This is a genomic window from Nostoc sp. 'Peltigera membranacea cyanobiont' 210A (genome assembly GCF_002246015.1).
Classification (GTDB): Bacteria; Cyanobacteriota; Cyanobacteriia; order Cyanobacteriales; family Nostocaceae; genus Nostoc.
The window spans coordinates 539,533-564,590 of sequence record NZ_NOLJ01000003.1; the positions used below are offsets into that span (position 1 = coordinate 539,533).

A 25,058-nucleotide genomic window follows, 5' to 3' on the forward strand; every position below is an offset into this window, starting at 1 on the left:
CACACCTTTTCGATCGCAGACAGCCTCTTATCTTAGCTGTAAAAAAAATTAAACAATATTTTTAGATGTTACCAAAGTATTCATTCATTGTTCCAATTTATAACGAAGAAGAAACTATTCCAGAACTATACCGCAGACTGAGTGCAGTAATGAATCGGATGGATGGGCTTGTCGAATTAATTTTAATCAATGATGGTAGCCGCGATCGCTCCCTACAATTACTACGAGACCTCCATCAAAAAGACCCGCGCATTTGCTATCTGAGCTTTGCTCGTAACTTTGGTCATCAAATTGCAGTAACTGCTGGTCTTAATTTTGTTCGGGGACAAGTTATTGTCATCCTTGATGCTGACTTACAAGACCCACCAGAACTAATCCCCGACATGGTTGAAAAATGGCGGCAGGGCTATCAAGTCGTCTATGCTCAACGCACTCAACGCCAAAAAGAAGGATGGTTTAAGCGTTTTACTGCCTATTTCTTTTATCGTATCCTTAAGAAGCTTGCAGATGTAGAGATTCCTACTGATACTGGTGATTTTTGTCTAATGGATCGGCAGATTGTAGATATTCTCAATTCTATGCCAGAACGTACCCGCTATATTCGTGGTTTGCGTTCTTGGGTTGGCTTTCAGCAAACAGCAATTCAGTTCGAGCGCAACCCCCGCTTTGCCGGGGAAGTTAAATACACTTTTAGCAAATCCTTAGTCCTTGCTATCAATGGTCTAGTGTCTTTTTCAATAGTGCCACTGCGGTTATCAACCTACTTAGGCTTAGTAGCCGCGGTAGCGGCCATCTTCATGGCTTTATTAATCTTATATTGGCGTCTTTTTGTCCCCCATTCCCCTTTAACTGGGTTTACGATTATTTTGATGGCAATTTTCTTTCTCGGATCTGTGCAGTTAGTCAGTGTTGGCATCTTAGGTGAATATATAGGGCGCATCTATGAAGAAGTTAAAGCCAGACCCCTCTATACTTTGGCAGAAGTAGGTGGCTTTGAGCGCAAATCCTCCAACTCAACGAGCAATTCTGACAAACTAGATAATTTAGAAGACGCTTACAAATAAGAATCTTTGGCGTTGCATAATAAAGGTTTGTTTAAACAAATATAAAATTCAAGCTACATATCACCTTGACAGTGCTACTGTCCACTCCAAATCCCTAACTCCCAACTCCTAACTTTCTTATGCACACCCTTTCGATTCCCACCTGGATTATTCATGTTTCTAGCGTTATAGAGTGGATTGCGGCCATTTGGTTAATCTGGACTTACGGCGAACTGACTAATAACCGCAGCTGGTGGGGATTATCCCTGGCGATGTTACCAGCTTTAGTCAGCGCTATGTGTGCCTGTACCTGGCATTATTTCGACAACGCCGAATCTTTGGAATGGATGGTAACGCTTCAAGCTACTATGACTTTAGTTGGTAATTTTACGCTTTGGGCAGCGGCGTTTTTGATTTGGCGTTCTACCAAATCTGTCAACACTGTTGAACCAAAACCTATCAAATCAGAGCAATGATTTCTAAAGAAACCCTGTTTGCACTTTCACTGTTTCCCTATTTGGGTTTCTTGTGGTTTCTCAGCCGCAGTCCGCAAATGCCGCGTTTAGCGTTGTATGGATTTTACGGCACTCTCGTCTTTGTTGCCATTACCATCCCGGCGGGGATTTATGCTGTATTGCATTATGGTAAGTCTTTAGCCAATGTGGATTGGTTGCACGGTGGTGCAGAACTATTTTTGACCCTTTCTAACATCTTGCTTGTGCTAGGTTTTGGGCAAGCTGTAAGGCAATTACAAATGAAAAATGAAAAATAGTAAATTCAGCGATAAATAGTATTTGGATTGCAATGAGGAAGAGTTAGATGGACGTAATTCCAGCGATTGATTTACTAGAAGGTCACTGTGTGCGACTGTATCAGGGAGACTACGATCGCTCGCAAGTTTTTAGCGAAAATCCTGCTGATGTTGCCAAACAGTGGGTAGATCAAGGTGCTACCAGATTGCATATAGTTGATTTAGATGGTGCCAAAGCAGGTAAAGTAGTAAACCTGGGAGCAATTGAAGCGATCGCTCAAGCAGTGTCAGTACCCATTGAAATTGGTGGAGGATTGCGCGATCGCACCAGTGTACAACAAGTATTTAATCTAGGCATACAGTGGGCAATTCTCGGAACCATTGCCGTAGAACAACCCAAGTTAGTGCAAGAACTCTGCCAAGAATTTCCCGAACAGATTATTATCGGTATTGATGCCCGTAACGGTCGAGTCGCAACTCGCGGCTGGTTAGAAACCTCGGAAGTTTTAGCAACTCAACTGGCTGTACAAATGCAAGAATTGGGCGCAGCCGCCATAATTTACACAGATATCCACCGAGATGGTACACTCACAGGCCCAAATTTAGAAGCTTTGCGAGAACTTGCAGCAGCAATTTCCATCCCGATAATTGCTTCTGGCGGAGTAAGTTCTGTCACCGACTTGTTGAGTTTGTTGGCGTTAGAACCTCAAGGCGTGACTGGCGTAATTGTGGGACGTGCCTTGTACACTGGGGATATTTTACTCAAAGAAGCATTACGAGCGATCGGGCCGGGGCGAATTCAGGATATTCCACCCAATCTCGGTTTTTCTACTTTTGCTTGACATTTTCTGTCTTTGCTAAGTTGCTAAATGCAGTTTATTTGTAAACAGGAGTTGTGTTTGGCGTTGCTGATTAAATGGTATGAATCTTGGAATTGCTAGTCTCTACAAAAGTTTTGAAATCACGCAAAATGATTTTCATCCCTGCGTTCAGCAACGCTTTGTGTCCCCATACCCGCAACCAACTATAAAAAATGTCATATTACTTATTATCCCCCACATTTAGGAGGTTCCCATGACCTCAGCACAGACATCATTAGGCATTGAATCAACCCTACCAGACCATAGGCAGCTACCAGAATCTGACGGGACTTTTGTAAAAAATCTGCAAGAACATCCTCAAAGCTTATTACTGACAGATTCTATTGAGCCAATCTTGCAGAAGCTGCATCCCAATGGACAATATTGCATTGGTCAAGATAGCGGCATCTATTGGCGCATGACTGAACCACCAGAAAGAGGAGCAGAAGCCCCAGATTGGTTTTATGTGCCAAATGTACCACCAACTTTAAATGGTCAAGTCCGTCGTTCTTATGTGCTATGGCAAGAATATGTTGCACCTCTGATTGTGTTGGAATTTGTCTCAGGAGATAGTTCAGAAGAATGGGACAAAACACCCATTACAGGAAAATTTTGGGTTTATGAGCAAGCAATTAGAGTCCCCTTCTATGGCATTTATGAAGTGAAAAAAGCCAGTGTCCAAGCATATCAATTGCTTAGGGGTGAATATCAGCTAATCTCTGCCAATGAACGCGGACATTATCCTATTGAACCGATGGGTGTAGAATTGGGGATTTGGCAAGGCCGCTATCAAAATTTAGAATTACCCTGGTTGCGCTGGTGGGATAATCAGGGTAATTTGCTACAAACAGGATGGGAGCGGTCGCAACGCTTGGCCACTAAACTCAGAGAATTAAATATTAACCCCGACGAATTAGTTTAATTATTTTGGCAACTACCTTTGGATAGATAGGGTAAACACTATGCGATTTCTGATTATAAAAAGCTTGCGAGTCACGAAAAAATACACATTGCATATTTAGTTAATTGTGTCAATATGTAATCCCTAGCATTGCCTAATAAATCAGCAAGGCCTTCTGTGGACTGAATTTATATTCATGCTTTCAGTAGATGCAGTTATGACTTTGCAAATGCAACAATAAGTATGTTCTCAAACAATAAATAGTTGCTGTAATTCAGATAAAAAATTCAGATTTTATCAGACTCTAGTAACTCAGGTTTTTAGAAAATTGTTTGATGTTTTGAGAAGGTAACACAATGAATAAAATCCTAAAACGCGCACTTTTACCCAGCCTCATGGCTGCAAGTTTAGCTGGTGTAAGCTTAGTTCCCGCCAAACCCGCTGCTGCTGATGACCAAGTACTAAGAGATGCAGGTATTGGGGCTGTTACCAACGTTGTAACCGGAGCTGTTAGGGGAAATGGCAGTGTATTAGGGAATGCTGTTAAGGGTGGTGTCACTGGTGCAGCCGTCAATGGTGCAAATGGTCTGAGAAATACTCGCAATCGCCGCCACCGGAATGCTGCTCAAGATATCGGAGTCGGTGCAGGGACTAGTGCAGTAACAGGCGTAATTACTGGCGATAAAAGAGATACCCTTGGCAATGCTATTGATGGTGCAGCTGTTGGTGGAGCAATCCATCTATTAACCAATGGTAAATAATTCGTAAATTCATCACCTAAAATATTTTCCAACGGTTAACGAACTTACCCCTCCCTAATTGCTCTCCTTCGTAAAAGGAGCAAACCTAACCTCGCTTCCCTACTAGGGAAGCGAGGTTGTAGGTTAGATTTATTTGAGATATATACTACCGTCAGGATCGGATGACGTTAGGTTTAATAGTAATCCCTAGCCCTTCAACGCCTTTCTAAAGTTTCGACGATAAGACTGATTTGTAATAAACAAAGCTGGCCATAGCAAAGATAAACCAATGCGATTAGTCAAACTTGGATTAAAATTAGTCCGTTCAAACCCCTTCCAAAACTTCCAAGCGCCGCCTCCGTAAACTCCTATCAAGCCAATAAAAATTAAGGTACTCATTCCCATCAACTCCGCTAGTAACTGACAGAATTTAAGTTAAGTTTTAGCACACGAGGTAATCACCTCATAAGCAACACCGAGAAGGTATGACAAAACTCCCCAGGTTTTGATATCTAAGTCAGTTAAACACACATTCTCTTATTCCAGTGTAGATTAGCCTCACGCATCCCAGCTAGTTATCAGCGGTGGCAAGCTAGTCAAAGAATGCAAAAGCGTTATTTTTGAGGTGTTTTGGCGACACATTTTGCTTATATAACAATTAAGCCCTTAGTTTTTAAGACAGAACAGCGCTGTAAAATGGCTAAGAAAGCAGGATTAGTTCCTTGCTGTAGCTTTAATGAAATATGTTTTGTTAGCGATAGCCACTGGATAAAACAAGTATTTATGGCGACACATTCAAATGTAAATGCTGATCCTCTATTACAAAAAAGTCTATCCCATATTAAACTACAAAGTTCTGTGGCGCCTTATCCTTATACTTCATCTACCCAATAAAGATAATATCTTTCACTATCCACCCAGCCTCTCTGAAAATCTTTAATCGGAACAATTTTCAAATCATTGCGATTGACATTCAGTTTTTTATTTAAAATCAGCAAAACTTTCTTTCGCTCATCTTGATTTTGAAGTAGAGAATTAATCTGGCTTAATATCTCTACTTGTTGCACTTCTTGACGACCTTTTTTAAATAAAGTAAAGCTTCCCATTTTCCCCACCTCTGGATAGTAAAACTTTCGATTGAGATAACCCGATAAAGGAGCCATATTCGCATCTCGACTGGCAACAATAAACTCATTATCTAACCCAGATTTATGAATATATTGCGCTGTTTCGCGACTAGCAGAAAATGGTATAACTAAATCTCTTGAAAAACTATAAATTCCTCCTCCAAACTGGACATAAAGAATCAGCATCAAAGCGACATAATGCCATTTGTGAATAAATGTAATTGAACGGGGAAGAATATAAACTTTATTAAGTAAAAATATAGACTTTTGATAATAACTTCCCAGCCATAAAGCCGCTATTAAAACTAAATAGAAATGTCCAAAATGCCGCGGCATACCTAGAAATCTCAAGTATGTAAAGGCAAATAATATACAATTACCTATCATGTAGAAAAAGAAAATAACTGGTTTTTCAGATAATTTTATTAAAGTTAAAACTACAATAAATAAAGCAATTGTCGCACAAACAATTAAATCCAGCCATCTTTTATGTGCAGGAATAATTAATAAATAACTACCAAATACTCTGCCGACGCTTCTCAACAGATGACGGATATCTAATTCTCTTAGCCAACCATTATTTAACCCACCGTGAAGATAACTATCTGTCGGAGGAGTAATAATATAAATGGATAAAATAAAAGATAATGTGATAATTACAATACTTAAAACTAAGTCGTACTTTTGGGTTTGACTAAAATACTGCTGCCGATGTTCACGATCAAAACAAAATTCAGCCAGCAAAGTCAATAATAAAGAAAATGATACCAATAAACCATAAGCACTACTATTTGCTAGTAAACCCAATAAAATTGCCAAATAAGCATAAGTTCTTTTTCTAGATGCAAAAACTGTACAGAATGCAAAAACAAATAACATACTAAAGGCATAGTTTCGAGAAATTAAAAGATATTCGGAAAAAGGAAAGAACCCAAACGAAAATAGAAATTTTTGCTGATAGTTAAAAGGGCTATATAGACAAAAAAGTGTAACTGAAACAACAGTAATTGCCAAATGGAAAATTTGCATAATAATAGGATAATCGAGTATTTTTCTCAGAATTGCCAGAGAAAAATACCATAGAACAGGATGACCCTCATAATGAATATTTGCAATTAAATCTCCCAACGATCCACTATCTCTGACAATCAGCCAGGGATTTAGTTCATCTCGCCACATGGAATGGTTAAGAATACCTATTAAACCAAGAAAAGAAAAAATAATGATAATAAACCAAGGAGAATTAAAAGGTAATTTTGAAGTATATTTGCTAATTTTATTGCTTAACATTGTTAGTTTAGAATCCAATTTTTTTGGATCATCAAGATTGCTGTAAATGCTATCATCATCAGATATTCTTCTGATTCTTAAACTACTCAGACGGATAGGTTATGAGTTTTGAATTATTACTCATTTTTACTTATAACTTTCTGGTATACCCACTGGTGATAAACCTGCGATCGCTCGTAAGTTTTGGCAACGAATCAACTCAGTAAAATTCAAACTGGAACGCCCTTCAATTTTGGCTACCGCTTCAATTGCTGATAATAGGTGCTGGGCTGCTTCAACTTCTGAATAACCACGCCGCTGTGCTATTTTAATTGCGGCTGCATCGGCATTTAACTCTGACTCTTGAGATTTATTAGTGCGCCAGATCCGAAAAGCAGCGATCGCACTTAATCCCCCAGCGACAGCAACGCCTACTACATCTGATTGTGCTGCTTCTAAGAATCCGCCTAACAGCCCAGCCAACACCACGCCTTGATAAATATCGGGTTTAAACCACTTTACCCCCGTCAACCAGCTAACCATCTGCAACAGCAGCAAATCTCGTTGCGGCTTTGTCAGGCGACGCCACAAATCAAAATTAATATATATCGGTCGCGCTTGGTTCCAGGGTTGGGGAAAGGAAGCGTCAATTACTTTTGCTTGCTCTGGCTTACTGACGATTTTTGTCGTCATCCGACCAGAAGCAGGCATCACATCTAACAAACGGCGAATTTCAACATTTGGCTCCATAAATTTAATTATTAGCCATAATGTGCATAGTAACTAGGTGTGTAAAAAATAAAGTTTTCATGTTAACCTTTGATTTATAAGATGCTCTCACAGTCTTGAATAAATTCAGATCGAGCTATAAAAATATTTATTCAGCAGTTTGATAGTATGGCGGGATTTTATAGTATTCCTTTGCCGCCAAATTCCAAACCTGAAAGTTTTGGCTTGCCATTAAGACTATATTTGTAACTACATGGACGCTTTTGCTCCCCTCCCACCTGAATGGACGAATAAGGCAATACATGCTTATGATTTTTGCTGTCCTAAATGCCACTCAAGTAGCCTAGAAGCTGAGAAAGTTTGGCTAAATCGGCGATCGCCTGTTCTTACGGAAGACCGTCGTCGCAAATGGCAAGAGTTCTATTACTGTCACTGTGGTTCTGTGTGGTGGGCTTGGAGTAGCGATCGCCCCCCAAAAGATATATCCAATCAGCCAGATTATAATCCTACATAGCTAATTTTTCTTCCTAAACAAAACCCCACTTTTAGGTGGGGTTTTGTTTATCTAATTCTGAGCTTTGCCAATTTTAGAAGGTGAAAGTAGTACGTAGAGTACCTACGTATTCAGTGTCGTTAGCGTCGTTGTGTTCTGGATTGAAGATTACCAACAAACCAGGTGTTACCTGAATATTATCGGAAACCTTGTACTTGTAAAGACCCTCTAAGTGATAAGAAGTACTGTCGTCGAAGGTAGTATTGCCAGCGACTGTTTTGATGCTACCACCAGTAACTTTGGGTGATTGACCAAAGATCACACCTAAAACGTTGCCTTCGCCACCAAAGTCTTTCAAAGCAAGCGCTCCAGCCCAGTACCAAACATCCGCGTCTGCACCTGCATTAGCGCCAGTAAGAGCATCAGCGGTTGTATAACCTCCCCAACCACTAATAGCCAACTTAGGACTAAATTGGAAGGTAGCTTCTACACCGTAGTTGTTGGATTCGGTACGAGTGTTAGCCCCAAAAGGAGTGTTGGCAAAAATACTACCTGTACCTTGGAAAAGGTTATTGGCAGCAGTATCAGTTTGATAAGTGCGAGCGTAAGTTAGACCAATATTAAAGGCTTTGGTGGGTTGGAAAGATAACTGACCAAAGATAGCGCTATCACCATCAAACAACCCATTATTAAGGGTAGGGTCGTTAGCAGTCCTAGCTAAATAAGCACCGCTGAGGCTGATGGCGCCTTTAGGATTGAAGGTAACAGTTACACCAGCGCCACCTTGACCTTGGCGATATATGGGGCTGAAACGTCCATAGCGTGAGAGCGCACCTTTACCAGAGCTTGAAAAGTCAGAGTTGAAGTTATTGACATTTTCCCATAACTCTGCACCAGTGGCATCAACTTTGACACGCACTGCGTCAGTCAAGTTGAAAGCATAGTTGATTTTATCGATTACAACAGCGTTGCCGTTATCTCCATCAAAACCCAAGCGGCTCATGTTGGTACCAGTACCAGTACCCAATGCATCATTACCACGATTGGAGACGATATTGCCAGCATTCAGCCGGATTTGCAACTGGTCTTTACCAGTGAAACTGCTGTACAAGTTCAAACGAACCCGGTCAGAAAAAGTGGTATTGGTATTCAAGTCTTGAGTAGGATCGCCACCACGAGCTGCTCTCGTGTCACCAAAAACATCAGACACGGCGAAAATTGCTTCTCCAACCAACTTGGTGGTAGTGGAGAACTGATTAGCTTCTAATTCAGAAGTGCGGGCTTCTAGTCCATCAACACGGCCGCGCAGAGTTGCTAATTCAGCAGAATATTCTTCTTGTAAGCGCTGTAAAGTAGCTAAATCTTGTTTGCTGACCAAATCGGCAGTAGCTGTAGCAATCAGTTCGTTAACCCGATCTAAACAGGCATTCAAACCTGCGGCAAATTCATAACGAGTTAAAGCACGGTTCCCACGATAGGTACTGTTAGGATAACCTGCAATACAGCCGTAGCGCTCAACTAGAGATTGTAAAGCTTGGAACGCCCAATCTGTAGGCTGCACATCCGAAAACTGAGAAACTGATGTTACCTGACTCATGTCGTTAGACTCTTGAGCTTCAGATAACTCGCCAACATTTGTTACCTGTTCGTTAACTTCAGCAGCTAAGGCACTATTAGCAACGAAAAATGTAGCAGCTAATACAACCGGACTAACCTTAAAAAGATTCCAGAATCGTTTTGTCATGTTTTTACTTTCACTCACACCTACAATAATCCAGTCATGAAAAAATGCTTTAAACACATTTCTTTCGTGGATTTCACACACAATCACAGCGACGATTATACCTTTATTCTCTGATTATTACAAGCAAGTCAGTTAATATACTGCTGAACTATATAATATAGTTTTTGGTAGGCGCAAAATAATGCGGCGTTTGTGACGTAAAACTGTTCCTTCTTCCTCTAACTGCTGTAAGAGTCGGGTAACTGTTACTCGCGTAGTATTTAACACTTCAGCAATATCTTGATGGGTAACATTTAAATCAATTAACTTGCCCTTATCTACGTCACGTCCAAATTTTTCACTTAACCATACTAAAAACTGCCATAAGCGTAGCGAAATTGGTTTTCGATGCACAATTCTTAGTAGATCCTCAGCTTGTTGAATATGAGACAACAAAGCATTAATATCCTGATGCCACAGATGAGGTGGCACAATGCTTACTTCCACGCCCGTGAGACATTCAATCTGGTAGGGCTTGACTCTAGACAAAGGATAGCCAATCAGATCCCCTAGTCCCCAATAACCGAGAGTAATGAATGTTCCATCTTCACTCCATGTTAAGGTACGAACTGCACCGCATTCAATACGCCAAAGCACATCATTTTGAGGTGGAATTACTTCCCTACGGGTAAATATCTGCTGGGGTAATTGTCTGCTGAAAGTACAGCTATTGGACACGGCAGAAGAGTTTGAAGTAGGACTTGTAGAATACATCATTAACCGTAATTACACAATTATCAGGGAATCTCGCTATTCACAATGATTAAGAAACTCTAATAAATTGTATCAAAATTTACCTGTATATCGGAAAGTCTATTCTTCTCAATCAGAGCTAGGGACTAACTCAAAATCTTTTGATGGCAACAACTTTTGCTTAAGGTATTTATCAATGAGATAGAACCAAAATTTTTAGTTGTTTACCCGCTACTTTAATTGTGTAAGTTTAAGAATAGGTAAGCTTTTAGTAAAATATTTAGTTAACTTATTTTTAATTATTTGGTATTTTTTGAAGACTAAGTATGGAGGCGCAAATAATCTATGAAGATAGTAGGGTGGAATGGAGCTTACTAAATCGTTGGATTTAGATCCCCGACTTCTTGCAGATACCTGGAGGGTAGAAGTCGGAGATTTGGGCAGCATATCAATTAGGAGCGTTGACCGGTGACAATATATGCTACCCTTTGACCAATATTTGTCGCATGATCTGCCATGCGTTCCAGACAACGAATTGCCAGTGCCAGCAGTATAATTGGCTCGACTACACCAGGCACATCCCGTTGTTGGGCTAAAGTCTGATAAACGCGATCGTAGGCATCATCTACAGTATCATCCAGATGCTTTAAACGGCGTCCACCGGCTTCATCAAAATCTCCCAAAGCCTTTAAGCTAGTTGCTAGCATCGCCTGCGCGTGAAGGGACATAGCTTCAATGTCGGGCATTGACGTATGAGGCGCGTAAGGAAAAATTTTAATCGCAATTTCAGCTAAATCCTCAGCATAATCGCCAATGCGCTCTAAATCTCGCACCAGCTGCATAAAGGCACTCAAGCAGCGCAAATCGGGAGCCGTAGGCGCTTGTAGCGTCATAATCGCCGTACATTCTGATTCGATTTGTCTATAAAAGCGATCGATCTTTTTATCTAATCGAGGGAGTTCCTCAGCTGCTGTTAAGTTACGAGCAAATAACGCTTGGTGGCTGAGGCGAAATGATTGTTCTACCAAGGCACCCATGCGTAATACATCCCGTTCTAAGCGCCTAATGGCGCGTGCGAGTTGTGGTCTTTGAGGATTGGGAGTATAATCGACGGCTTTCACACTTGTTGTCTCAAAGGTGAAGATATTACTAACTATAGTCTTGGCTTAGGGAGTTTGCCATAACTTCAGGAAATTGGAGTTGCATCCACGCACCACCAGTTTCTGGATGGTTCATCGCTTTGATTGAACCACCGTGGGCAATTAAAATTTGCTCAACGATCGCTAAACCTAATCCATTGCCAACGATCGCTCCTATGGAGTTACTATCTTGGGGGGAATGGGTTCGCGCTTTATCTCCTCGATAAAATCGCTCAAAAACGTGGGGTAAATCTGCCTCAGAAAAGCCGACTCCAGAATCAATAAGATTTATTTCCAGGATTGAGGAAGCAGGCTCATTATCCTTTGTTGATAAGATTTTCGCTTCAACGTAAATGCTTGTACCAGCAGGACTGTACTTAATGCTGTTGTCTAGCAAGTTGAGAAAAACTTGGTAAATCCGGGCTTTATCTGCCTTAATCCACAGATTTTCGGGGCCAGAATAAGAAAAAGACAGATGTTGACGTTGTGCTAAGGGTTCTAGTGTTTCCCAAACAGATGTAATTAGCGATCGCAATTCTACAGCTTTGGCTTGCAATTGCATATTTGGGTTTGCTTCCATTTGGGTAAGGTCTAACCAACTTTGCACCAAGTTAATCAGTCGGTCAACTTCCTGCATCAAACGGTTAACCCAGCGATTTAAAGGTGGTTCCAAACGGATTTGTAAAGTTTCTACAACTAAGCGAATCGAAGTTAGCGGCGTTCTGAGTTCGTGTGCTAGATCGGAAAAAGAGCGATCGCGTATTTGATTTATATCTAATAGGGGTTGACGATTTTCTAAAAATACTCCTACTTGTCCATTGGGTAAAGGCAAGCTAGAAGCCCGCAAAGCCAGAGATTTGATTGTTCCCATCTCTGCCGTATCATCACAAGATGGATGAAATATCCATTCTCCCGTCTGTGGTTTTTGGCGATCGCGAGTTTGCTCAATTAAATGGTCAAGTTCGTAAGACCGTACCAACTCCAATAACAAGCGCACCTGTTCTGGTTGCCACCTTTGCAGATACAAAATTTCCTGCGCCTGTCGATTGCACCACAGCAGTTGATTTTCCTCATCCACCTGCAAATATCCCACTGGTGCAAAATCTAGCAGGTCTTGGTAAGTTTGCAACGACTGCTGCAAATCTTGCCGCTGCTGTTTCACCATCGCTATTTCTTGCCGCAACCCAGGAATCAACATCAGTCCCATCTTGTCAGAATGGGAGGTTAACGGTCGGAGTAATCGCCCCAGGTAGCGGTTAAGTTGAACCTGTTGCCAAATCCAAAACCCAATGCCTACCGCTAAACCCAGAAAAAATCCCAATAAAAGCATTTGAGTTGTTAGTTTTTTGGTGACTACTAAAAACTAACAACTATCGAAACTAATTATCCAAACCTATAGCCAAAACCTCTTACAGTCACAATATATTCGGGGTGACTGGGGTCTTGCTCTAATTTTTCGCGCAACCACCGAATGTGAACATCTACAGTTTTACTATCGCCGACAAAATCTGGCCCCCAAACCTGATCGAGCAATTGTTCCCGTGACCATACCCGGCGGGCGTAACTCATAAACAGTTCCAGCAAGCGGAACTCTTTTGGAGAAAGACTCACTTCTTGACCGCGAACCAACACGCGACATTCTTGAGGATTTAAGGAGACATCCTTAAATTTTAATACTGGTATTGGTGGTAAATTACTTAGGCGTTGGCGGCGGAGTAAAGCGCGACAACGAGCCACTAACTCGCGCATACTAAAGGGTTTGGTCAGGTAGTCATCTGCACCCACCTCTAACCCCAAAACACGGTCAGTTTCACTACCCTTAGCACTGAGCATTAAAATAGGTACAGGGTTGCCTTGATGACGCAGCAAACGGCAAATATCTAGCCCATTGATTTGCGGCAGCATCAAATCAAGAATGACCAGATCGAAGGGAAGTTCCCCTGAATTGGTTTCAAAACTTTTGAGATACTCTATAGCAGACCGCCCATCGGGAGCAGTTATCACCCCGTAACCTTCTTCTTCCAGAGCTACAGCTAGCATTTCCTGGATTAATTCTTCATCTTCTACTACTAGAATACGGCTGGTTTGTCCAATGTCCGTTCTGGCAGAGTATTTGGTCGATTCACTGGTATACATTGATATCACAAAAGTCTAGGACCGTGCTTGTATCAATTAGGATGATTAAGTCTATTATCTCGCCTTACTGCAACCACTCTTCTACTAGGGTTAATTCTTTTAGATTTTCTTTACAAAAAGTAACATATACCACAGCAGTCTCCTAAATCATAAATCACTGTGGCTGCAAGCTTCTAATAGTTTTTAATTAAAGACTTTGAATTTTCGATTCTGTCTTCACAAGATCCAAAGACATTATTGCATGAAGATTATCTTGACAGAGGAGATTAGGTTAGGTATATTCATCTTAGTACAAAAATACTATAAAACCTCAAAAGGAAAACTATACTGAAAAACAGAAGGACATATATGTGGAAAACTCGTACCCACTAAGTCTCAGATGTGGATCATTTCAGTATTTCCACTGCGTTAAAAATATTGATTAAAAGGCTACTCTGATGTCTGCATAGGGTAGTCATTGGTATGGCTTGCTACCCAATAAATCATTTGCCTATTGAAGGGAGTTGGAAGATGACTACAGTTGGAGTCAAAGACAGCAAACAACAACTAATGCAAGCATTTCAACAAATTATTATCCAAAGAAAAAAACTTGAATCTAAAATAGCAACCAAACAAGAGGAAGCAGAAAAGGCAAAAAGTCAAGAAATTCTGCAAGCAGCTTCTGCATATACAGTTGATAGTATTGTCAAAGGTTTAGCTGATTTACAACTGGAGTTTGGCAGTATTCTCAATGGATTATCTGAAAAACTAGCTCAGGAAAATTCTAAGTTAGATGAATTGAACCGAGCTATAGAAATTGAAACTCAACGTCTACAAGAACTGCAACAAATTAGAGTTGTAGCAGATACTTTAGACGTTTTAAGTCAAGAACACCAAGAAAAATTAAAAATTCTCGAACAAGATACTATTAGCAAAAGGGAAGCACTAGAGAAAGAAATTACAATCAGACGGAAAGAATGGCAACAAGAGCAAGCAGAGTATGAAGAAAAACTTCAAGCATATAACGATTTATTAGCCAAATCTCGCCAGCAAGAACAAGAAGAATTTCAGTATAAGTTAGAAACTACTCGCAAACTCAATACAGATAGCTACGAAGGGATAAAGCGCCAACAACAAAGGGAAATACAGGAAAATTCTCAAAAGAAAGGGAAAGATTGGGCAGAACGAGAAAAAATCTTCGCTGAACGCCAACCACTATTTGCAGATTATGAACAAAAGGTAACTACATTTCCTAGCGAACTTGAAGAAGCCGTTAAGAAGGCTAGAGAAGAAGCAATTAAAGAAACAAGCCAAAAAGCTAAAATTGAGGCTGATTTATTTGAAAGAGAATGGGAATCTAACAAACAGAGCTATGAACAAAAAATTCAATCTCTAGAAGAAACAATTAAGAAACAATCAGAGCAAATAGAAGGCATTTCTGCTCAATTGCAAACTGCATTAAAACAAGCACAAGACTTAGCTATGAGGGCTTTTGGTAGTTCTAACCCTAAATAGTTGTGAGTTCGTAGCATCTTAATCATTTTGAATTCCTGAAGAGGAGGTTTGTTGTGGTGGGGAAAAAACCGACTGATAAGAATACTAAAGTAGAAATTCTTCAGGCGTATGAGGAGTTGGCAAAAGAAAAAGCAGCACTGAAATCAGAACTCGATAAAGTTGCCCAAGAAAACCAGTCTGGAACTAAAGAACAGCCTAAGTTAGAACAAAAAACAGCTATGAATCAGCTTTCTAGTGTCCAAGAAAAAATGAACAATACAATTGAAAGCTTGGCAAAAATTCAATTAGGTTTTGGCAGTGCTGCTAATGAATTATCGGAACAGCTAACCACAAAAGCCTCTAAATTAGAAGAAATTAGGCGAACTTTAGAAGAAGAAATTCAACAATTAACACAACTGCATAATTTAGAAGTTTCTGATGATATCTTGGATACTCTCATCCAAGCCTATGAAGATAATACTAAAGCTTATCAGGAAGAATATAGCCGACGTTCGGAAGTGTTATTCCAAGAAATACTAGAGCAAAGAAATACTTGGGGAAAAGAACAAGAGGAACAGCAACGGGCGATAAAAGAACGGAATGAAAACTTGAATAAAACTCGGCAACGCGATGCAGCAGAGTACAAGTATAATCTGGAACTTCAGCGGCAACTGCAAAATGACGAATATGAGCAAGAGCAGAAAGCGCTATATAAGCAACTGGAAGAATTATTACAAGAAACAGAAAAGCAGTGGGCTGAACGGGAGAAAGCAATTTCTGAAAGAGAGAAACAATTTGAAGAGTTAAAAGCTAAGGTAGAGGCTTTTCCGAAAGATAAAGAAGCAGCTATCAAAAAAGCTACAGAAGAAGGCAAAGGCATCGCCTACTACCAAGCTAAAGTAAAATCAGATTTATATTCTAAGGAAGTGGAAGGGCAAAAGCGTTTCTATGAACAAAGACTGCAATCTCTAGAACAAACTATTACTAATCAAGAGACGCGAATTCAAAATCTTTCTAAACAACTTGAATCAGCTCTCAAACAAGTTCAGGATTTGGCAGTTAAAGCTATTGAAGGTACTTCAAATGTTAATTCATATCAGGCAATTAAAGAAATAGCTTTAGAACAGGCAAAGACTCAAGCAAAAAATAAATAAGCTGATTTATTTTTGATGAAAATTGCAGAGACTTAATTGAATTTAAGCCTCTGCAAGTAACTCTAATGCTTTTTATTCAGTTTTCTTTGGTTTTTTGATATCTGAGGGAGGTTGTACTTTCTTCTTCTTTGTTGGGCTAGCCTGCGTTTGCTTTAATGCTTTGTTGGAATTTTGTTCTTGACTAGACATAATACTAAGTTTTAATATTTATGTTACTGGTATTATTGATTACATAAGTATATCACAGGTAATTTAAGTTTTACTAAAAAAGTTAGTAAATAATGTTACCTCTGTAGCAACCTTCACTTTTAACGAGATAAAGACAAATCTTAATAGGTATCTGGTGAAAAAATTATGCTTGAGTTGAGTCTAAAGGCTCAAGTCTACCTCAACCCATACTTTAATGAATCTTTATTTTAATTACGTATTTCTTTAGTAGCATTTCCTCAAAAAATTAAATAAGCTAATAACAAGTTATTCAGAGTTTAAAAAATGGATATCATTCAAAATATTAATGAAGCATCTACCTTTGCAACAATAGGTGCAGTGCTAGGAGTGACTGTGTACCATAGTATTGGAGGTGCAGGCCTAGCAATCGGAGGAACTGCTTACGGAATAGGTTTAGTAGGATTTGCTGGGACTGGTGCAGTTGCTGGATTAGCTATTTACGGGATAAAGAAGTCAGTTTTTGGATAATTAAGTTTGCTTTCAAATTGGTTTTAAATTGAATAATCATGCAAATTAAAAGAATAAATTTAAAACCCCTGTTTTGAAAGAATTTTGGATGGAAAAGTAATGATATTAGATTTATATAGGCTTGGTAAAGAAATCGTCCAAGATGCCAGTAAATTATTCGACAACACACGCCATAGTGGTAAACATTATTTGGGAGAAACAGTTTTATGTGACAGCTATAATCGCGAGTGGAAAATAAAGGTTCGCCGCACAGGTAATCGCGGACGCTACCTTAAAATCTATTCCTATCCAGATTACAAACAAAAGCTGAGAGCATCAGCAGATAAATACAAATCGTATTTACAAATTACTTCTGATGAATGGGAGGTTTTTTATCGGACAGCAGGAGGAGTAAAGGATTCTCGCGCTAAGGCTATTTTAGACAAGTTAGTAGGAATTTAGGACTAAAAACCGGGCTTTTCAGAAAAACCCGGTTTTTAAACACGAGTGTCACAAGAACCCCACCCCCAACCCCCTCCCCGCAAGCGAGGAGGGGACTATGATGTACCTTGTATGATTAGTAAACGTTATAAACNATAGTCCCCTCCCCGCAAGCGAGGAGGGGACTATGATGTACCTTGTATGATTAGTAAACGTTATAAACACATCTTGTTTCAGACGCCGGACTTCCCGAAACTTCTAATCTACAATTACATTTCTCTTCAAAATGTAACTAACAATATTTGTATATAATAAATAAGTCACTTTGTCTATTTTCGCTTTACTGCTTCATCGTACATTTTGATTTGCTCTGGTGTTAAATCGTTTAACGTACCTGAAACTGCCTCTAAAATTAAAATACTATCTATTCTATCTATCAAATCATCATCTTTAATTTCCCTCATTTCTTCTCGTGAGAATTGTCCAAATAGTTCAACTAACATCTGGCTCATTTCCAGTTGATTTAACTTTACTTCATATAAACTATTACCTTTAAATAAATTTTCCACAATTGGCGATATGCGATTGATAAGTTCTTGATGATAGCTAGAAACTTCTTGCATAACTTCCTCCCAATATTTAACTAATACCAATTCAATTAATGATTGCAACACATCCTTGGGTAAAGACGCGATTCATCGCGTCTCTACAAATGGTCTATTTGTCGCATTCTTTTCTCAAATTGGTATAATTACCTCAATTATAAACAATCTCACTCAGCGCCTCTTTACATAAAAAAAGGCAGGCCTTTCAGCCCACCCCAAACTATTTTGAGAATATTCTGTTGCTATTAACCCAACAATTGTTTAGCCTTAGCTAACACATTATCAACGCTAAAACCAAACTTCTCTAAACAAACACCGCCTGGAGCCGAAGCACCAAAGCGATCGATACTAACGCAATCGCCTTCAGTACCCACGTATTTGTGCCAACCGAAACTAGCGGCAGCTTCTACAGACAAACGCTTGGTAACAGCTTTTGGCAGAATGGACTCTTTATAAGCCGCATCCTGTGCTTCAAACAGTTCCCATGAAGGTAGCGAAACAACACGAACTTTCTTGCCTTCAGCCTTAAGTTTTTCGGCGGCGCCAACGGCGAGGCTCAATTCTGAACCAGTACCAATCAGGATGATATCGGGTGTACCTTCGCTATCCACTACGGTGTATCCACCCTTTGCTACGCCCTCAACCGATGTACCAGCCAAGTTGGGAACGTTTTGACGGGTGAACGCCAATAGAGACGGAGCGTTTTGCTTCGCTTTTTCAATCGCTATTTTATAAGCGCCAGAGGTTTCGTTCCCGTCTGCGGGACGAAACACTAATAAATTAGGAATAGCTCGCAAGGAAGCTAGAGTTTCAATGGGTTGGTGTGTGGGGCCATCTTCACCTTGTCCAATGGAATCATGAGTCATCACCCAAATCGAGCCAGCTTGAGAAAGGGCGGATAAGCGGATTGCAGCACGCATGTAATCTGTGAAGATCAAGAAGGTAGCACCGTAGGGGATTAATCCTGAAGTGTGCAGCGCTATACCATTACAGATTGCGCCCATAGCATGTTCCCGCACACCAAAGTGGATGTTGGGGTTTTCATAGTGCCCTTTTTGGAAGTCGCCCTTGCCCTTGATTTCGGTCAAGTTGGAGTGGGTTAAGTCAGCCGAACCACCAATCAATTCAGGTAATACCGCCGCCAGTTTGTTGAGGCAGGTTTCTGAGTGTTTACGGGTGGGTAGTCCTTTGTCTTCGGGGGTGTAGGTGGGTAGTACCTTATCCCAACCGTCGGGTAGCTTGCCGCTTAGGTAACGTTCAAATTCAGCCGCTTCTTGGGCATACTTAGCTTTGTAGTCCGCAAAGGTTTTGTTCCATTCGGTTTCGTAGCCTGCACCGCGCTCAACTGCTTTGCGTGTGTGGTTGAGGGCTTCTTCGGGTATTACGAAAGGTTCGTATTCCCAACCCAAATTTTTCCGAGTCAAGGCAATTTCGTCTCCACCAAGGGCAGCGCCGTGAACGCCAGCAGTGTTTGCTTTATTGGGGGAACCGTAACCAATAATGGTTGTTACTTTGATGAAAGAAGGCTTATCGGTGACAGCTTTAGCCGCTTCAATTGCTTTAGCGATCGCTTCTAAATCGGTATTGCCATCTTCAACGTGGAGAACGTGCCAACCGTAAGCTTCAAACCGCTTGGAAACATCTTCGGTGAATGCCACATCTGTGGAACCGTCGATGGAAATGTGGTTGTCGTCGTACAGAGCGATGAGTTTGCCTAATCCCAAGTGTCCTGCAAAAGAACAAGCTTCACCAGAAATTCCTTCCATGTTGCAACCGTCACCTACAATTACGTAGGTGTAATGGTCAACAATCTTGGTATCGGGTTTGTTAAATTTTGCGGCAAGGTGCGCTTCGGCGATCGCTAAACCGACTCCATTGGCAATTCCTTGACCCAAGGGGCCAGTTGTGACTTCCACGCCTGGGGTCATGAAGTTTTCGGGGTGTCCAGGGGTTTTGGATTCCCATTGACGGAATTGCTTGATATCTTCAATGGTGACGCTATCGTAGCCTGTCAGATACAGTAGGGCGTACTGCAACATCGAGCCATGACCGGCAGATAAGACAAAGCGATCGCGGTTAAACCATTTGGGATTCTTGGGATTAAACTTCAAAAAGCGATCCCAGAGGACAAAAGCCATCGGAGCCGCGCCCATTGGTAGTCCTGGGTGTCCCGATTTTGCCTTTTCTACGGCATCAATAGCCAAGAAGCGGATCGAGTTAATAGCCAGTTCTTCGACGGACAATTCTTTGGCGGATTGGGTTGCAACAGTCATAATCTCTTGTTTTTAACGACGGGTTAGCACTCTTCGTAGCTTCTTTTGCTGGGGTTATTTTAGATTCCCCACAGTATCCTCATCATCCCACTCCCGCTTGTCGATGGACAAGCGGGATCTCCTGAGTTTCTGGTGATAAATCAAGCAGATAATTGGGTCATGCTGAACGCTTAAGTTATGTCGGAATGATATTTCTGATACTTTGGGCATCCCTTCGGCTTCGCTCAGGGCAAGTGGGCATTGGGCAAACGAGCAGAGTCGGATCAAACTACTGAATTCTGAATTCTGAATTCTGCCTCCTGCCTCCTGCCTCCTGCCTCACTTCGACTACGCTCAGTGACCACCTGCCTCCTAACTTCTTTTAAACGTATTTCTTAAACGCCAATGTGACATTATGGCCGCCAAACCCAAAGGAATTGGATATTGCCACCTCGACTTTTTGAGCGCGGCTAGAGTGAGGCACATAATCTAAGTCACACTCTGGATCGGGATTTTCCAGGTTGATTGTCGGTGGAATTTGGTCATTTGCGATCGCTAGTACTGTTGCGACTGCTTCAATACCTCCAGAACCGCCCAATAAATGACCTGTCATCGATTTGGTGGAGCTAATTGCCACCTTATAGGCGTGTTCTCCCAAGGCTTTTTTGATTGCTGAGGTTTCAGTTGAATCATTAGCCGGGGTGCTAGTGCCGTGGGCGTTAATATAGCTAATTTGTTCGGGAGTTATGCCAGCATCTTTAAGAGCTAGTTCGATCGCTCTAGCGGCTCCGAGTCCACCGGGTACGGGGGAGGTGATGTGGTAGGCATCACAGGTCATGCCATAACCGATCATTTCGGCATAAATGTGAGCGCCGCGACTTAGGGCGTGTTGCAGTTCTTCTAGAATTAAAATTCCTGAACCTTCACCCAAAACAAATCCGTTGCGATCGCGGTCAAAGGGACGGCAAGCGTGAGCCGGGTCATCATTGTTAAAAGAGAGTGCTTTGCAAGCGGCGAACCCAGCTATCGACAAGGGTGTGACAGCTGACTCCGTTCCCCCGCAAATCATCGCCTGGGCATATCCCCCTTGAATTAAGCGAAAAGCATCTCCAATGGCGTTGGAACCAGCGGCGCAGGCAGTTACAGGACAAGAGTTTGGCCCTTTAGCACCCGTATGGATTGCCGTTAATCCTGCGGCCATATTGGCGATCATCATCGGAATCATGAATGGACTACAGCGATCGGGGCCACGGTTGAGGTAGATAGTTTGCTGGTCTTCTAATACCTTAATGCCACCAACCCCAGAACCGATCATCACACCTACCTGTTCTGCATTCAGGTCATTGATCGCTAACTCCGAGTTAGTTAGAGCCTGTTTTGCTGCCGCAACCCCAAATTGGGAAAATCGATCCATGCGCTTGGCCTCTTTGCGCTCCAAGTAATCATGCGGATCGAAGTTTTTTACCTCACCAGCAATCCGGCAATCATGGCGAGACGCATCAAATAATGTGATGTAGTCAATGCCATTGCGTCCACTCAATAATCCATTCCAATATTCTGTTGCTGTATTACCTATAGGTGTAATCGCGCCAACACCAGTTACAACAACGCGTTTACGTGTATGATCTGTCATGATTCAGTTAAAAATGGCGAAAAAGCAGCAGGCAAAAAATTTGAGGTTAGCGACTAGGTACTGGTGAGCCAGCGCGGTCTTAAAGGTTTCCTTTACGAGCGACTGGCATCGGATTTGCTGACTTCAAGTGACTGTCGTTAACGTCAGCATTAGCGACATTAGCAGCGTCACGCGAAGAGTGGCTAGATATTAGAGAAAAATCTCCCCAATCCCAATCCCCAATTCCAATCCCCAGTTAAGCTGAGGCGGTAACTTTGTTATTGATGTAATCTACTGCGTCTTGAACGGATGTAATCTGCTCCGCAGCTTCATCGGGAATTTCGATATCAAATTCTTCTTCCAAAGCCATCACCAACTCAACAGTATCGAGAGAATCTGCTCCCAGGTCTTCCATAAACTTGGCTTGTGGTGTGACTTTATCTGGGGGATCAACACTCAGTTGTTCGATAACGATTTTCTTGACCTTTTCAAAAAGTTCCGCTTGGCTCATAAATAAAAGTCCTTAACCACTTGCTACGATCTGCTCTTTAGAGGAGACATTGTTTTGAGCATATACATCTTATCGTCAAGCGCGATCGCCCGCATACTTCCAAGGGTTTTTCTGTTAGAAAACCTCTCCCATTCCTAAAATAAATGGGGTAACTTTTCTGGGAACACTTGAGCAGTAGAGAGTGCTACGCCATCGCCGATACCGTGTAAATGCTTTGGTTTTCCAATTATTGCTAAAATTTTTTACAATGTCTCGACCAGTATTTACAGCCTTGCTAGCAGTTAAGAATATGTAGATGCCGCGACCCTTTAATCTAGACGCTTAAAGAGTCGCTAAACGTCAAACATCAGAACTTTAGTGCTAACAAGGGAATGATAAAACAGTTATTGTTTAGAGCGATCGCTCTAACCCAAACATACTTCTATGCTACCTCAGACACTGAAATACGCTTACTTCCCTGGTTGTGTTGCTCAAGGGGCCTGTCGAGAACTTTACCAATCAACTCAAGCGCTTACCAAAGCATTGGGCATTGAACTAGTTGAACTGAAAAAAGCTGCTTGCTGCGGTTCTGGCACATTTAAAGAAGATTCGCAACTGCTAGAAGATACAGTCAACGCCAGAAATATTGCCCTAGCAGAAGAATTAAATCTGCCCTTACTTACCCATTGCAGCACTTGTCAAGGTGTTATCGGTCACGTCAACGAACACTTGAAAGAATGTAAGACTTCTAACCCTGTTTACATTGAACAGGTTAATGGCTTGCTACATAAAGAAGGCTGTTCGCCTTATCGCGGCAGTACTGACGTTAAACATCTTCTTTACGCCTTAGTAACAGATTACGGTTTAGAGGAAATTACCAAACGTGTTACCCGAAAGTTAACTGGATTAAAATGTGCGGCTTTTTATGGCTGTTATCTCCTCCGCGCCCAAAAATCTATGCCTTATGACGACCCTTTCCAACCGGAAGCGATGGAAAATATGTTTCGGGCGGTGGGTGCAACACCAATTTATTACCGAGGGCGGACACAATGTTGTGGTTGGCCCCTTGCTAGTTATGCCACTACCCAATCTTTTAAGATGGCGGGGATGCATATTCAGGACGCTATCGCATCTGGGGCTGACTGTATAGTTACACCTTGTCCTCTGTGCCACTTAAATTTAGATTCGCGTCAGCCAGAGGTAGAAAAGGTGATTGAACAGAAGTTAGGTTTACCAGTGTTGCATTTACCCCAGTTGATTGCTTTGGCACTTGGGGTTAGTCCAAAAGAACTGGGTTTAGACCGTCACATTGTTTCTACAAAGCCAGTGTTGGAAAAATTAGGATTTTAGCTGAAACAGCAGAAGCCCCACGTCTCACTCTTAGGAGCGTGGGATGAATGCGAGGTAAAAACGAAACATTGTTTTTATTGATTTTCTGCGTAGCAGTAACGAGGTAAAACAAATGAGAACTTCATATCAGTACAAAATCAATCCGAACAAAGAACAAGCAGAAAAAATTGATAACACGCTTGAAATGCTGAGATATCAGTATAATTATCTGCTTGCTCAGAGATTTGACTGGTATGAACAGAATAGATGTCCAATAGATAGATGTCCTTTAATCTGTCACTTGCCACAACTAAAAGACAAGCCTAATTACTACAGCCAAAAAGTATCTTTAACTCAACTTAAAATAGATAAACCTTGGTACAAAAATATTCACTCTCAAGTTCTACAGGAAGTTCCAAAAAAAGTTGAGATAACTTTTGAAAGATGGTTAAAAGGTGATGTAAATGGCAAGAAATCAGGTAAACCAAGATTTAAAGGAGTTGGTCAATACAAAACATTTACGTTTCCTCAGTTCAAACGTCATCACTTCTCTGATAACATAATCACATTATCAAAAATAGGTGATGCAAAAGTAATTGTTCATCGTCAAATACCAGATGGATTTGATATTAAAACTGTATCTGTAACCAGAAAAGCAGATGGGTATTATGTCACCTTAAGTCTTAACGACAAAACAATTCCAATAATTAAACCTGACTTTGACATTGATAATATTGTTGGTATTGATGTTGGGTTGATTGATTTCTTCGTTACTTCTGATAATGAAAGAATCTCAGCACCAAAGTTTTTACGCAAAGCTGAACGTAAATTAAAATCAGCACAAAGGAAAGTTTCTAGAAGAAAGAAAGGTTCTAATCGTCGTAAAAAAGCAATTAAAAAACTAGGTAAACAACATAAAAAAGTTGCAGATACTAGAAAAGATTTTCACTTCAAAACAGCTAAATCACTTCTAGATAAATACGACGTGGTAGCTGTTGAAAAATTGAATATTAAAGGACTTGCCAAATCTAGATTGGCTAAAAGTATTAATGATGCTGGATGGGGACAGTTTGTAACCATACTTTCAAACAAAGCCGAAAATGCTGGTTTGAAGGTAATAACTGTTAATCCAAACGGTACTAGCCAAGAATGTTCTAGTTGTGGTCACAAAGTTAAAAAGCCGCTATCCCAGAGAATACACAATTGCCCTGTTTGTTATACGAGTTTGTGTAGGGATTTAAACGCGGCAATAAACATAAAGAACCGTGGGACGCACGGTCTTAAAGCTCGGTTAATGTCCTCATAGAGGAGTCACTGAGAAGCCCACACTCACCTGAAAGGGAGTGTGTGGAGTACGTCACAT

At 41.0% G+C, this 25,058-nt stretch carries 25 protein-coding genes; 13 read left to right on the plus strand and 12 right to left on the minus strand.

Translation table 11 applies throughout. From position 1 onward, the window contains the following. Positions 1-65 precede the first annotated feature (65 nt). The 6 genes from CDG76_RS11580 (at position 66) to CDG76_RS11605 (ending at position 4,316) form a co-directional block, all read left to right on the plus strand. Positions 66-1,064 (plus strand): glycosyltransferase family 2 protein, encoded by a 999-nt coding sequence (locus tag CDG76_RS11580; RefSeq protein WP_094349153.1) that lies wholly within the window; start codon positions 66-68, stop codon positions 1,062-1,064. 119 nt (positions 1,065-1,183) lie between these two features. Next, positions 1,184-1,519, plus strand: a complete 336-nt coding sequence (locus CDG76_RS11585; protein ID WP_094349154.1) for a DUF2499 domain-containing protein — start codon at positions 1,184-1,186, stop codon at positions 1,517-1,519. Beyond that, positions 1,516-1,815, plus strand: a complete 300-nt coding sequence (locus tag CDG76_RS11590) for a DUF3593 domain-containing protein (protein WP_094349155.1) — start codon at positions 1,516-1,518, stop codon at positions 1,813-1,815. Before CDG76_RS11585 ends, CDG76_RS11590 begins: the two co-directional genes overlap by 4 nt. Before the next feature lie 47 nt (positions 1,816-1,862). Further along, positions 1,863-2,636 (plus strand): 1-(5-phosphoribosyl)-5-[(5-phosphoribosylamino)methylideneamino]imidazole-4-carboxamide isomerase, encoded by a 774-nt coding sequence (gene hisA, locus CDG76_RS11595; RefSeq protein ID WP_094349156.1) that lies wholly within the window; start codon positions 1,863-1,865, stop codon positions 2,634-2,636. Positions 2,637-2,868: 232 nt separating this feature from the next. Further along, the gene (locus CDG76_RS11600) at positions 2,869-3,576 is read left to right on the plus strand and encodes a Uma2 family endonuclease (protein ID WP_094349157.1); all 708 of its coding nucleotides are present in this window, start codon (positions 2,869-2,871) and stop codon (positions 3,574-3,576) included. 335 nt (positions 3,577-3,911) lie between these two features. Then, on the plus strand, positions 3,912-4,316 hold the full coding sequence (locus CDG76_RS11605) for a hypothetical protein (protein WP_094349158.1): 405 nt from the start codon (positions 3,912-3,914) through the stop codon (positions 4,314-4,316). Between the two features lie 186 nt (positions 4,317-4,502). Here CDG76_RS11605 and CDG76_RS11610 read toward each other — a convergent pair whose 3' ends face one another. The 3 genes from CDG76_RS11610 to CDG76_RS11620 form a co-directional block, all read right to left on the minus strand. Then, positions 4,503-4,694, minus strand: a complete 192-nt coding sequence (locus CDG76_RS11610) for a hypothetical protein (protein WP_094349159.1) — start codon at positions 4,692-4,694, stop codon at positions 4,503-4,505. 473 nt (positions 4,695-5,167) lie between these two features. Next, on the minus strand, positions 5,168-6,730 hold the full coding sequence (locus CDG76_RS11615) for a hypothetical protein (protein ID WP_223265214.1): 1,563 nt from the start codon (positions 6,728-6,730) through the stop codon (positions 5,168-5,170). Between the two features lie 108 nt (positions 6,731-6,838). Beyond that, positions 6,839-7,441 carry a DUF3318 domain-containing protein gene (locus CDG76_RS11620; protein ID WP_094349161.1) on the minus strand — a complete coding sequence of 201 codons (603 nt, stop codon included), beginning with the start codon at positions 7,439-7,441 and terminating at the stop codon, positions 6,839-6,841. Positions 7,442-7,673: 232 nt separating this feature from the next. On the opposite strand from CDG76_RS11620, the gene CDG76_RS11625 reads away from it, so the two are divergent. Then, positions 7,674-7,934 (plus strand): hypothetical protein, encoded by a 261-nt coding sequence (locus CDG76_RS11625; RefSeq protein ID WP_094349162.1) that lies wholly within the window; start codon positions 7,674-7,676, stop codon positions 7,932-7,934. A gap of 73 nt (positions 7,935-8,007) precedes the next feature. Here CDG76_RS11625 and CDG76_RS11630 read toward each other — a convergent pair whose 3' ends face one another. The 5 genes from CDG76_RS11630 to CDG76_RS11650 all read right to left on the minus strand — a co-directional run bounded on the left by CDG76_RS11630 (position 8,008) and on the right by CDG76_RS11650 (position 13,664). After that, complete coding sequence (locus tag CDG76_RS11630; protein WP_094349405.1) at positions 8,008-9,657, minus strand: iron uptake porin; 1,650 nt, start codon at positions 9,655-9,657, stop codon at positions 8,008-8,010. A gap of 132 nt (positions 9,658-9,789) precedes the next feature. After that, complete coding sequence (locus CDG76_RS11635; protein ID WP_094349163.1) at positions 9,790-10,413, minus strand: Crp/Fnr family transcriptional regulator; 624 nt, start codon at positions 10,411-10,413, stop codon at positions 9,790-9,792. 428 nt (positions 10,414-10,841) lie between these two features. Continuing rightward, positions 10,842-11,510: a phosphate signaling complex protein PhoU gene (gene phoU, locus CDG76_RS11640; RefSeq protein ID WP_094349164.1), complete on the minus strand. Its 669-nt coding sequence runs from the start codon at positions 11,508-11,510 to the stop codon at positions 10,842-10,844. 28 nt (positions 11,511-11,538) lie between these two features. Next, on the minus strand, positions 11,539-12,858 hold the full coding sequence (locus CDG76_RS11645) for a sensor histidine kinase (RefSeq protein ID WP_094349165.1): 1,320 nt from the start codon (positions 12,856-12,858) through the stop codon (positions 11,539-11,541). 53 nt (positions 12,859-12,911) lie between these two features. Next, positions 12,912-13,664, minus strand: a complete 753-nt coding sequence (locus CDG76_RS11650) for a winged helix-turn-helix domain-containing protein (RefSeq protein ID WP_094349166.1) — start codon at positions 13,662-13,664, stop codon at positions 12,912-12,914. A 510-nt stretch (positions 13,665-14,174) separates the two neighbouring features. Here CDG76_RS11650 and CDG76_RS11655 point away from each other — a divergent pair. The 4 genes from CDG76_RS11655 (at position 14,175) to CDG76_RS11670 (ending at position 17,428) form a co-directional block, all read left to right on the plus strand. Further along, positions 14,175-15,158 (plus strand): hypothetical protein, encoded by a 984-nt coding sequence (locus CDG76_RS11655; protein WP_094349167.1) that lies wholly within the window; start codon positions 14,175-14,177, stop codon positions 15,156-15,158. Positions 15,159-15,211: 53 nt separating this feature from the next. Beyond that, the gene (locus CDG76_RS11660; protein WP_094349168.1) at positions 15,212-16,291 is read left to right on the plus strand and encodes a hypothetical protein; all 1,080 of its coding nucleotides are present in this window, start codon (positions 15,212-15,214) and stop codon (positions 16,289-16,291) included. A gap of 492 nt (positions 16,292-16,783) precedes the next feature. Next, positions 16,784-16,987: a hypothetical protein gene (locus CDG76_RS11665; protein ID WP_094349169.1), complete on the plus strand. Its 204-nt coding sequence runs from the start codon at positions 16,784-16,786 to the stop codon at positions 16,985-16,987. A 99-nt stretch (positions 16,988-17,086) separates the two neighbouring features. Next, positions 17,087-17,428: a hypothetical protein gene (locus CDG76_RS11670; RefSeq protein WP_094349170.1), complete on the plus strand. Its 342-nt coding sequence runs from the start codon at positions 17,087-17,089 to the stop codon at positions 17,426-17,428. 308 nt (positions 17,429-17,736) lie between these two features. Here the strand turns inward: CDG76_RS11670 and CDG76_RS11675 are convergent, their stop codons facing one another. From CDG76_RS11675 to acpP, 4 genes are all read right to left on the minus strand, one after another. After that, complete coding sequence (locus CDG76_RS11675) at positions 17,737-18,030, minus strand: hypothetical protein (RefSeq protein ID WP_094349406.1); 294 nt, start codon at positions 18,028-18,030, stop codon at positions 17,737-17,739. A 227-nt stretch (positions 18,031-18,257) separates the two neighbouring features. Further along, a complete protein-coding gene (gene tkt / locus CDG76_RS11680; RefSeq protein ID WP_094349171.1) occupies positions 18,258-20,285 on the minus strand; it encodes a transketolase in 2,028 nt (675 codons plus the stop codon). A 361-nt stretch (positions 20,286-20,646) separates the two neighbouring features. Continuing rightward, positions 20,647-21,897 (minus strand): beta-ketoacyl-ACP synthase II, encoded by a 1,251-nt coding sequence (gene fabF / locus CDG76_RS11685; protein WP_094349172.1) that lies wholly within the window; start codon positions 21,895-21,897, stop codon positions 20,647-20,649. A 235-nt stretch (positions 21,898-22,132) separates the two neighbouring features. After that, positions 22,133-22,387: an acyl carrier protein gene (gene acpP, locus CDG76_RS11690; protein WP_094349173.1), complete on the minus strand. Its 255-nt coding sequence runs from the start codon at positions 22,385-22,387 to the stop codon at positions 22,133-22,135. Positions 22,388-22,810: 423 nt separating this feature from the next. On the opposite strand from acpP, the gene CDG76_RS11695 reads away from it, so the two are divergent. Both CDG76_RS11695 and CDG76_RS11700 read left to right on the plus strand, forming a co-directional pair. Then, a complete protein-coding gene (locus CDG76_RS11695; protein ID WP_094349174.1) occupies positions 22,811-23,716 on the plus strand; it encodes a CoB--CoM heterodisulfide reductase iron-sulfur subunit B family protein in 906 nt (301 codons plus the stop codon). A gap of 112 nt (positions 23,717-23,828) precedes the next feature. Next, a complete protein-coding gene (locus tag CDG76_RS11700; RefSeq protein ID WP_094349175.1) occupies positions 23,829-25,001 on the plus strand; it encodes an RNA-guided endonuclease InsQ/TnpB family protein in 1,173 nt (390 codons plus the stop codon). Positions 25,002-25,058: the final 57 nt, after the last annotated feature.

What these genes read in the sequence shown, in the direction of transcription:
- CDG76_RS11580 (WP_094349153.1), top strand. Translation starts at nt 66, where the DNA reads ATGTTACCAAAGTATTCATTCATTGTTCCAATTTATAACGAAGAAGAA.
- CDG76_RS11585 (WP_094349154.1), top strand. Translation starts at nt 1,184, where the DNA reads ATGCACACCCTTTCGATTCCCACCTGGATTATTCATGTTTCTAGCGTT.
- CDG76_RS11590 (WP_094349155.1), top strand. Translation starts at nt 1,516, where the DNA reads ATGATTTCTAAAGAAACCCTGTTTGCACTTTCACTGTTTCCCTATTTG.
- hisA (WP_094349156.1), top strand. Translation starts at nt 1,863, where the DNA reads ATGGACGTAATTCCAGCGATTGATTTACTAGAAGGTCACTGTGTGCGA.
- CDG76_RS11600 (WP_094349157.1), top strand. Translation starts at nt 2,869, where the DNA reads ATGACCTCAGCACAGACATCATTAGGCATTGAATCAACCCTACCAGAC.
- CDG76_RS11605 (WP_094349158.1), top strand. Translation starts at nt 3,912, where the DNA reads ATGAATAAAATCCTAAAACGCGCACTTTTACCCAGCCTCATGGCTGCA.
- CDG76_RS11610 (WP_094349159.1), bottom strand. Translation starts at nt 4,694, where the DNA reads ATGAGTACCTTAATTTTTATTGGCTTGATAGGAGTTTACGGAGGCGGC.
- CDG76_RS11620 (WP_094349161.1), bottom strand. Translation starts at nt 7,441, where the DNA reads ATGGAGCCAAATGTTGAAATTCGCCGTTTGTTAGATGTGATGCCTGCT.
- CDG76_RS11625 (WP_094349162.1), top strand. Translation starts at nt 7,674, where the DNA reads ATGGACGCTTTTGCTCCCCTCCCACCTGAATGGACGAATAAGGCAATA.
- CDG76_RS11630 (WP_094349405.1), bottom strand. Translation starts at nt 9,657, where the DNA reads ATGACAAAACGATTCTGGAATCTTTTTAAGGTTAGTCCGGTTGTATTA.
- CDG76_RS11635 (WP_094349163.1), bottom strand. Translation starts at nt 10,413, where the DNA reads ATGATGTATTCTACAAGTCCTACTTCAAACTCTTCTGCCGTGTCCAAT.
- CDG76_RS11645 (WP_094349165.1), bottom strand. Translation starts at nt 12,858, where the DNA reads ATGCTTTTATTGGGATTTTTTCTGGGTTTAGCGGTAGGCATTGGGTTT.
- CDG76_RS11650 (WP_094349166.1), bottom strand. Translation starts at nt 13,664, where the DNA reads ATGTATACCAGTGAATCGACCAAATACTCTGCCAGAACGGACATTGGA.
- CDG76_RS11655 (WP_094349167.1), top strand. Translation starts at nt 14,175, where the DNA reads ATGACTACAGTTGGAGTCAAAGACAGCAAACAACAACTAATGCAAGCA.
- CDG76_RS11665 (WP_094349169.1), top strand. Translation starts at nt 16,784, where the DNA reads ATGGATATCATTCAAAATATTAATGAAGCATCTACCTTTGCAACAATA.
- CDG76_RS11670 (WP_094349170.1), top strand. Translation starts at nt 17,087, where the DNA reads ATGATATTAGATTTATATAGGCTTGGTAAAGAAATCGTCCAAGATGCC.
- CDG76_RS11675 (WP_094349406.1), bottom strand. Translation starts at nt 18,030, where the DNA reads ATGCAAGAAGTTTCTAGCTATCATCAAGAACTTATCAATCGCATATCG.
- tkt (WP_094349171.1), bottom strand. Translation starts at nt 20,285, where the DNA reads ATGACTGTTGCAACCCAATCCGCCAAAGAATTGTCCGTCGAAGAACTG.
- fabF (WP_094349172.1), bottom strand. Translation starts at nt 21,897, where the DNA reads ATGACAGATCATACACGTAAACGCGTTGTTGTAACTGGTGTTGGCGCG.
- acpP (WP_094349173.1), bottom strand. Translation starts at nt 22,387, where the DNA reads ATGAGCCAAGCGGAACTTTTTGAAAAGGTCAAGAAAATCGTTATCGAA.
- CDG76_RS11695 (WP_094349174.1), top strand. Translation starts at nt 22,811, where the DNA reads ATGCTACCTCAGACACTGAAATACGCTTACTTCCCTGGTTGTGTTGCT.
- CDG76_RS11700 (WP_094349175.1), top strand. Translation starts at nt 23,829, where the DNA reads ATGAGAACTTCATATCAGTACAAAATCAATCCGAACAAAGAACAAGCA.